The sequence below is a fragment of the Marinomonas pontica genome, from assembly GCF_026191375.1.
GTDB lineage: Bacteria > Pseudomonadota > Gammaproteobacteria > Pseudomonadales > Marinomonadaceae > Marinomonas > Marinomonas pontica.
In genome coordinates, this window is sequence record NZ_JAODTL010000032.1 from 119654 (window position 1) to 127453 (window position 7800).

At 45.7% G+C, this 7800-nt stretch carries 8 protein-coding genes and 1 pseudogene; all 9 read left to right on the forward strand.

The window, feature by feature from the left end:
• The first annotated feature begins 89 nt into the window (after positions 1-89).
• Positions 90-763: pseudogene (radC, locus tag N5P32_RS07290) on the forward strand (RadC family protein).
• A gap of 269 nt (positions 764-1032) precedes the next feature.
• Positions 1033-1269: a 50S ribosomal protein L28 gene (gene rpmB / locus N5P32_RS07295; RefSeq protein WP_072838851.1), complete on the forward strand. Its 237-nt coding sequence runs from the start codon at positions 1033-1035 to the stop codon at positions 1267-1269.
• An 11-nt stretch (positions 1270-1280) separates the two neighbouring features.
• The gene (gene rpmG, locus N5P32_RS07300) at positions 1281-1451 is read left to right on the forward strand and encodes a 50S ribosomal protein L33 (RefSeq protein ID WP_123096784.1); all 171 of its coding nucleotides are present in this window, start codon (positions 1281-1283) and stop codon (positions 1449-1451) included.
• 170 nt (positions 1452-1621) lie between these two features.
• Positions 1622-2440 (forward strand): bifunctional DNA-formamidopyrimidine glycosylase/DNA-(apurinic or apyrimidinic site) lyase, encoded by an 819-nt coding sequence (gene mutM, locus N5P32_RS07305; protein ID WP_265728443.1) that lies wholly within the window; start codon positions 1622-1624, stop codon positions 2438-2440.
• 248 nt (positions 2441-2688) lie between these two features.
• Entirely contained in the window at positions 2689-3681 is a 993-nt protein-coding gene (locus N5P32_RS07310) for a BMP family lipoprotein (protein ID WP_265728444.1), read from the forward strand.
• 93 nt (positions 3682-3774) lie between these two features.
• Positions 3775-5343 (forward strand): ABC transporter ATP-binding protein, encoded by a 1569-nt coding sequence (locus tag N5P32_RS07315; RefSeq protein ID WP_265728445.1) that lies wholly within the window; start codon positions 3775-3777, stop codon positions 5341-5343.
• Positions 5340-6437: an ABC transporter permease gene (locus N5P32_RS07320; protein WP_265728446.1), complete on the forward strand. Its 1098-nt coding sequence runs from the start codon at positions 5340-5342 to the stop codon at positions 6435-6437. The genes N5P32_RS07315 and N5P32_RS07320 overlap by 4 nt, the downstream gene beginning before the upstream one ends.
• A 9-nt stretch (positions 6438-6446) precedes the next feature.
• Positions 6447-7415, forward strand: coding sequence for an ABC transporter permease (locus N5P32_RS07325; protein WP_265728447.1), 969 nt, complete (start codon positions 6447-6449; stop codon positions 7413-7415).
• Position 7416: 1 nt separating this feature from the next.
• A partial coding sequence (cdd, locus tag N5P32_RS07330) for a cytidine deaminase (protein ID WP_265728448.1) occupies positions 7417-7800 on the forward strand: 384 nt, incomplete at its 3' end.

The window sequence follows — 7800 nt, forward strand, 5'->3', positions numbered from 1 at the left end:
TTCGATCTGTGATAGATAAGGTAAGCGACAGGCAGGACGCCTTTCTCTTTAAAGTGAACGCAAGGTTACCATGGATCAAGGAGTAGATCATGAGTATTAAGCATTGGCCGGAACAAGAAAGGCCGCGTGAGAAACTGATTCATCAGGGCGCGAGCGCATTGAGTGATTCGGAATTGTTGGCTATTTTTTGCGCACAGGCACTCAGGGTATCAGTGCCGTCGATCTGGCACGTCAAGTTTTGTCCCAATTCGGTGGATTGCGAGCGTTGATGTCGGCCAGCCGAGAGGAATTTTGCCAAGGCTTTGGTTTGGGTGATGCCAAATACACCCAGCTGCAAGCGGTGCTGGAAATGTCCAAGCGCCATCTGCAAGAGCAGCTAATGCGCGAAACGGTATTCACCAGCGCGGAACATGTCAGAACCTATCTTTCTTCCCAACTGCGTCATTCTCCGCGAGAAGTGTTCGCGGTGCTTTTCTTAGATACTCAACACCGATTGATTCGTTATCAAGAACTCTTTATGGGAACTATTGATGCTGCTGCGGTATATCCTAGGGAAGTGGTAAAGGCCGCACTGCAATATAACGCCGCTGCAGTGATTATCGCCCACAACCATCCAAGTGGTATCGCTGAACCCAGTCAGGCTGATATCAGCATTACCGACAAAATCAAACGTGCGCTAGACCTCGTCGATGTGCGATTACTCGATCACTTTGTTGTCGGTGATGGCTCGCCTGTGTCGTTAGCAGAGAGAGGATTGATGTAAGTTGCTTTTGGGAAAAGCATAGTGATGTTCCGAATGAGGTAGGCGCGAGTTTCGATAAGGAACATCACTATGTTTTTCTTTGAGATTCTTGTTTGAGTGCTGGTTGATCATTTTTTTAACAAAAGAATTGCTCAATAGGTGTGGTTATGGGAAAATGCGCGCCGCTATATCCTCGGTATGGGATTTTTTTGATTCATAAGGAATCATGCTCCGCCTGAGGAAGTGAAACACTTCCAATAATCTTTCTGGATAGCAAAAGGTATTTAATTATGTCTCGCGTATGTCAAGTTACTGGGAAACGTCCTGTTACAGGTAATAACGTTTCTCACTCAAAACGCCGCACTAAGCGTCGTTTTCTTCCTAACCTTCATTGGCACCGTTTTTGGGTCGAAGGTGAAAACCGTTACATCCGTTTACGTGTATCTTCTAAAGGTATGCGTATTATCGATAAAAAGGGCATTGAAACAGTTCTTGTTGAAATGCGCGCTAACGGCGAAAAAGTATAAGGATCTGAATCATGGCTTCTAAAGGCGCTCGCGATCTAATTCGCATGGTATCTTCTGCTGGTACTGGTCACTTTTACACAACTGACAAGAACAAGCGAAATACTCCTGACAAACTTGAAATGAAAAAGTTTGATCCAGTTGTACGTCAACACGTAATGTACAAAGAAGCGAAAATTAAATAATTTTCGATTTTTGTCAAAAAGGAACCGACTCATTGAGTCGGTTTTTTTTTATCTAGCATATAGTAGTAGAAGCTTTTTGTTCGTTTGGTCAAAATTGCTTGTATTTACATGACACAGAATCCCATGAGGTGGTGAGATGATCCTATTTGAGGTTTTACTGGAGATTGCTTATGCCTGAATTGCCCGAAGTAGAAACCACATTGCGTGGCATCGAAACCAAGTTAGTCGGACGTTCTCTTGCTAGTGTGGACATTCGTCAGCCAAAGTTACGTTGGTTGATCACGCCAGAACTTAGGTCTGACATCGTTGGCGAGGAAATTACACATTTGTCTCGCCGTGGTAAATACATTGGTATTCACACGTCAAAAGGCACCTTGATTGTGCATTTGGGCATGTCTGGTAGTTTGTACTTTGTGCCTGCTGAGACGCCGCCGCTGTTTCATGATCATGTGGATTTTTGTTTTGCCGATGAGGATGTGTGGCTGCGATATACAGACCCACGTCGTTTCGGTGCGATTTTGTGGACGACTGACGATTGGCATGAACACGAACTGATTAAGCATTTAGGCCCTGAACCACTGTCTGAGCGTTTTAATGGTGACATGCTTTATGCGAAAGCAAAGGGTCGGAAAGTACCGATAAAGACCTTTATCATGGACAGCAAAGTGGTTGTCGGGGTTGGTAATATTTATGCCAATGAGGCGCTTTTTAAAGCTGGGATTCGTCCAGATCGTTTGGCAGGCAAGATCAGTAAGGTGCGCATGACGCGGTTGGTTGAATGCATCAAAGTGGTGCTTTCAGCTGCCATTAAACAGGGCGGAACCACGTTAAAAGACTTTGTCGGTGGCGATGGAAAGCCGGGGTATTTCAAGCAAGAATTAGCGGTATACGGGCGTGCTGACAAACCTTGCGTGGTTTGCGGTGCGGCATTAAAAGAAATTCGTCAGGCACAGCGCAGTACGGTTTTTTGCTCAAACTGCCAATCTTGACCCTGTGTTTATGTCCGCTGTGAATGGCGGCATAAGAATTGCTGTCTATAATAGTCGGTAACACAGATAGTTAGAAAAGTGTTTTCTGGATTGGCTTTTTACTATATACGTAAGAATATTGCTCAAAATGTGCATATTGCGTTGCGGTATTTTGCTATTCGGTTTATTTTTGACCAGTTAGGCAAGATTTACATTGTGCCTAGATTAAATTATGCCTAGAACATATTACACAAATAAGAGGAATTGGAATGAAAGCTGTCTTTCTTGCGTCTGTCACGGCGTTGGCTATCTCATCAAGTATGGCTCACGCGGCATCAGAACCTGCTGTTGTTTACGATCAAGCGGGTAAATTCGATAAATCGTTTAACGAAGGTGTTTACAACGGCGTTAAAAAATACACGGCTGAAAGCGGTGTTCAGGTTCGCGAATTTGAACCTAAAAACGAAGCGCAAGTAGAGCAAGGCCTACGCCGTTTAGCAAAACGTGGTTATTCTCCAATTGTTACTGTTGGCTTTAACATGACGTCTGCTGTTGAGAAAGTGGCGAAAGATTTCCCAGAAATCAATTTCACTATTATTGATGGCGTGATCGACCTTCCAAACGTTCAGTCCGTTGTTTTTAAAGAGCATGAAGGTTCTTTCCTTGTTGGTGCTTTGGCTGCAATGGCGTCCAAAACCAATACTGTAAGCTTTGTTGGCGGCATGGATATTCCTCTTATTCGTAAGTTTGCTTGTGGCTACGAGCAAGGTGTGAAATATCAATCTCCTAATGCCACTGTTTTTCAAAACATGACAGGTTCTACTGGTGCGGCGTTTAATGATCCAACAAAAGGATCTGAGCTTGCGAAGAGCCAGTTCTCTAAAGGGTCTGACGTTGTATTTGCTGCCGCTGGCGGTACTGGTATTGGTGTTTATCAAGCCGCAAAAGACGAAGGCAAATTGGCGATCGGTGTTGACTCAAACCAAAACCATATTCAACCTGGCACTATGTTAACGTCCATGGTTAAACGTGTGGATGAAGCCGCGTTTAAGACCTATTCTGATTCTGCTGCAGGTACATGGAAGCCAGGCTTAGTGGTATTGGGTCTTGCTGAAGATGGTGTTGATTGGGCGCTGGACGACAATAATGCCAAGCTAATCACGGCTGATATGAAAGCGAAGATCAATGATATTCGTTCTAAAATTATCAGTGGTGACATCAAAGTTCACGATTACATGTCTGACAATACATGTAACTACTAAGCTGTCGATGAAAACAGTTACTTACTTTTGGTAGGTAACTGTTTTTTTTGCTCTAGTGTGTTCCGTTTTTAAGCAGATGAATTATTTTTAGTTATGACGAATAAAACAATGCCATACGCAATTGAATTGCGAGACATCAGTAAACGTTTTGGTGCCGTTCAGGCCAACAAAGACATTTGCTTACAAGTCCCAGCCGGTACAGTTCACGGAATTATCGGTGAAAACGGGGCAGGAAAATCCACCTTGATGAGTATCATTTATGGCTTTTATGAAGCCGATACTGGCCATATTGAGGTTGACGGTAAGCAGGTTGATATTCGCAGTTCTCAAGATGCTATAAATGCTGGTATTGGCATGGTGCACCAGCATTTTATGTTGGTGGAAAATTTTAGTGTGCTTGAAAACGTTATTTTGGGCGCAGAAGGCGGGGCGTTACTGAAAAACGGCATCGATACTGCGCGAATCGAATTACAACGTCTTGCTCACGAATACAGTTTGGATATCGATGTAGACGCTATTGTCGAAGATTTGCCAGTCGGATTACAGCAGCGAGTCGAGATTTTAAAAGCGCTTTACCGTGGCGCCCGTATTCTTATTTTGGATGAGCCTACAGGGGTTTTAACACCACAAGAGGCGGATCATCTTTTTCGTATCCTGAAAGCCTTGAAAGATCAGGGCGTGACCGTTCTATTAATCACCCATAAATTGCGCGAAATTATGGCTTCCACGGACAATGTGTCAGTGATGCGCCAAGGCGAAATGGTGGCCCACCGTGAGACAGCACAGACCAGTAAAGAAGAGCTGGCTGAACTGATGGTGGGTAAAAAAGTCCGTCTTACTGTTGATAAAGACGAAGCTCAGCCGAGTGAGGTTTTATTGTCTGCGCAGAACCTTTCTCAGTTTGATAGTCAGGGCGTGAAACGCTTAAAAAATGTCAGTTTAGAATTACGTGCTGGTGAAATTTTAGGCATTGCTGGGGTGTCTGGTAATGGTCAAAGTGAATTATTGAATGTGTTGTCTGGCATCGTTCCTATGGACGAAGGCGAGATCCATTTTGCAGGTCAAGTCATGACCGCAAAAGCCCCAAAAGATGCTGCGCAGATGCGAGACCTTAAGATGGCTCACGTACCAGAAGACCGCCATAAAATGGGGTTGGTGACGGGGTTTGAAGCGTATGAAGCCGCGGTGTTGGGCTACCACAATTCGCCTGCGTATAACGGCAAAATCCTTATGGACCGTAAGACTATGTTGGATGAGTGTAATGAACGCATGGCGGCGTGGGACGTTCGTCCACCCAATCCACATTTAAAAACCGCTAACTTTTCCGGTGGTAATCAGCAAAAAATTGTTATTGCCCGTGAAGTAGAACAGAACCCAGATGTTTTGTTGATTGGTCAGCCGACTCGCGGTGTGGATATTGGTGCGATTGAAAATATTCACGAGCAAATTGTTAAATTAAGAGACGCTGGCAAAGCTATTTTGTTGGTATCCGTAGAACTGGATGAAATTATGGCACTGAGTGATCGCATCATTGTGATGTTTGATGGTGCGGTCGTTGGTGAGCTTGATGCGAAAGACGCAGACGAACGCACCCTTGGCTTGATGATGGCTAACGCCTATAACGAAGAACAAGGCGAAGAGCAAGAAGGGGTATCTGCATGAGTCAGGCGAAAGTTCCAGCTTGGGTAAATATTGCACTTATCCCAGTATTGAATATTTTATTGGCCTTTTTAGTGTCTGGATTGGTGATTCTGGCTATTGGTGAAAATCCAATCGAAGCGGCTGGCTATCTGATCTATGGTGCTTTTGGTTACGACGAAGGCATTGGCTATACGCTGTATTACGCCACGAACCTGATTTTTACCGGTTTGGCAGTGTCGGTTGCATTTAAAGGTGGGTTGTTCAACATCGGTGGTGAAGGGCAAGCGTACATTGGTGGTTTGGGTGTGGGTTTGATCTGTTTATCGCTTGATCACACTATGCCGTTTTATGTGATTGCGCCATTGGCGGTGATAGGCGCTGCTGTGTTTGGCGCTGCATGGGGTTACATTCCCGCGTACTTGCAAGCGCGTCGTGGTAGTCACATTGTTATTACCACCATCATGTTTAACTTTATTGCGTCGTCTTTGATGGTTTACTTGATTGTGAATTGGCTAAAAGAAGATGGCCGCATGGCACCTAATAGCCGAACGTTTGAAGAAAACGCGTGGTTGCCTTACTTACATGAAATCTTTTCCCCATTAGGGATTGAGATTGGTGATTCTCCACTGAACTTGGCTTTTGTGTGGGCATTGTTGTGCTGTGTCTTTGTGTGGGGATTGATTTGGCATACTCGCTGGGGTTACCAGCTGCGTACATTGGGAACCAATCCAACGGCCGCGCGTTATGCAGGTATTGATACGGCAAAAGTGACGATCTGGGCAATGTTGATTTCGGGTGGTTTGGCTGGTTTTGTCGGTCTGAATGAAATCATGGGTGTTAACCATAACTTGCTGCTTAATTTCACTGCTGGTTATGGTTTTGCGGGGATTGCGGTGTCGTTGATGGGGCGCAATCATCCTATTGGTATTATTTTGGCTGCGGTTTTGTTTGGTGCCCTGTATCAAGGTGGTGCGGAATTGGCTTTTGAGATTCCAACCATCACACCTGAAATTGTGGTAGTGATTCAAGGCTTGGTTATTTTGTTCTCTGGTGCGCTTGAACACATGTTCAAAGACCGTATCGAAGGCTTTTTTATTCGCAGAGCGGTCGCGTAGGAGAAGAATATGTTTGAAACATTAATATTGATGCTAGACGCGACCATGCGTGTATCGACACCGCTTATCTTTGCGGCGTTAGCTGGCTTGTATTCTGAGCGCGCAGGCATTGTAGATATTGGTCTAGAAGGTAAAATTTTGGGCAGTGCGTTTGCGGCTGCAGCGGGGGCCGCGGTGTTTGGCTCTGCGTGGATTGGTCTTTGCTTTGGGATTATGGCGTCGGTATCGTTGGCGATGATTCACGGTTTTGCGTGTATTACGCATCGCGGTGACCACATCGTTTCGGGTGTGGCGATTAATACCATTGTGGCTGGTCTTACGGTTACTTTGTCGATGGATTGGTTTGGCATGGGCGGTCAAACGCCGGCTTTGACGGGGGATGCGCGCTTCTTAGATATCACCTTTCCTTTTGCTGATGCATTAGAAAGTGTGCCAGTGATAGGGTCGATCTATTCGAATTTACTGAGCGGTCACAATATTCTAGTGTACTTGGCGTTCGCGATGGTTCCTGTGACGTATTGGGTGATTTACAAAACGCGCTTTGGCTTGCGTCTTCGCGCGGTGGGTGAGAATCCTCATGCGGTAGATACTGCGGGTATTTCGGTGGCGTTTATCCGCTACCGAGCTCTCATTGTGTGTGGCATCTTATGTGGTCTTGCGGGGGCGTATTTGTCGACTGCGCACAATGCAGGATTTTTGAAAGACATGAGCGCGGGCAAGGGCTATATGGCGCTGGCTGCACTGATTTTTGGCAAGTGGCGTCCAGTGCCAGTCTTACTAGCGTGTTTGCTGTTTGGTTTCTTGGACGCCGTTGCTGTGCGTATGCAGGGCGTTGAGATTCCTGGGATTGGTGAAGTGCCTGTGCAGGCGATCGAAGTGTTGCCGTATGTGCTGACGGTTCTGTTGCTTGCTGGCTTCATTGGCAAAGCCGTTGGACCAAAAGCCGTAGGCCGACCCTATGTGAAAGAGCGAGCTTAGTATGCCTGATTTGACGCAGAATACTGAGCTATTCGAGCTGGCGAAAGAGGCGATGAATAAGGCGTACGTGCCTTATTCTCGGTTTCATGTTGGCGCGGCGATCTTAACAGCAAAAGGCCAGTTTTATTCCGGCTGTAATGTAGAAAATGCGGCTTACCCAGAAGGGACCTGTGCCGAAGCCGGAGCGATTGCTTCTATGGTGCTGGGCGGTGATACGCTGATAAAAGACATCTACGTTATTGGTAATGGCGATGGTTTAGTAACGCCTTGTGGTGGCTGCCGTCAGAAAATTCGTGAATTCTCTTCTGCGGACACCATGATACATATTTGCGGTGCAGAAGGCGTAAGAAAGTCACTTACTATGGATGAGTTATTGCCTTTCTCG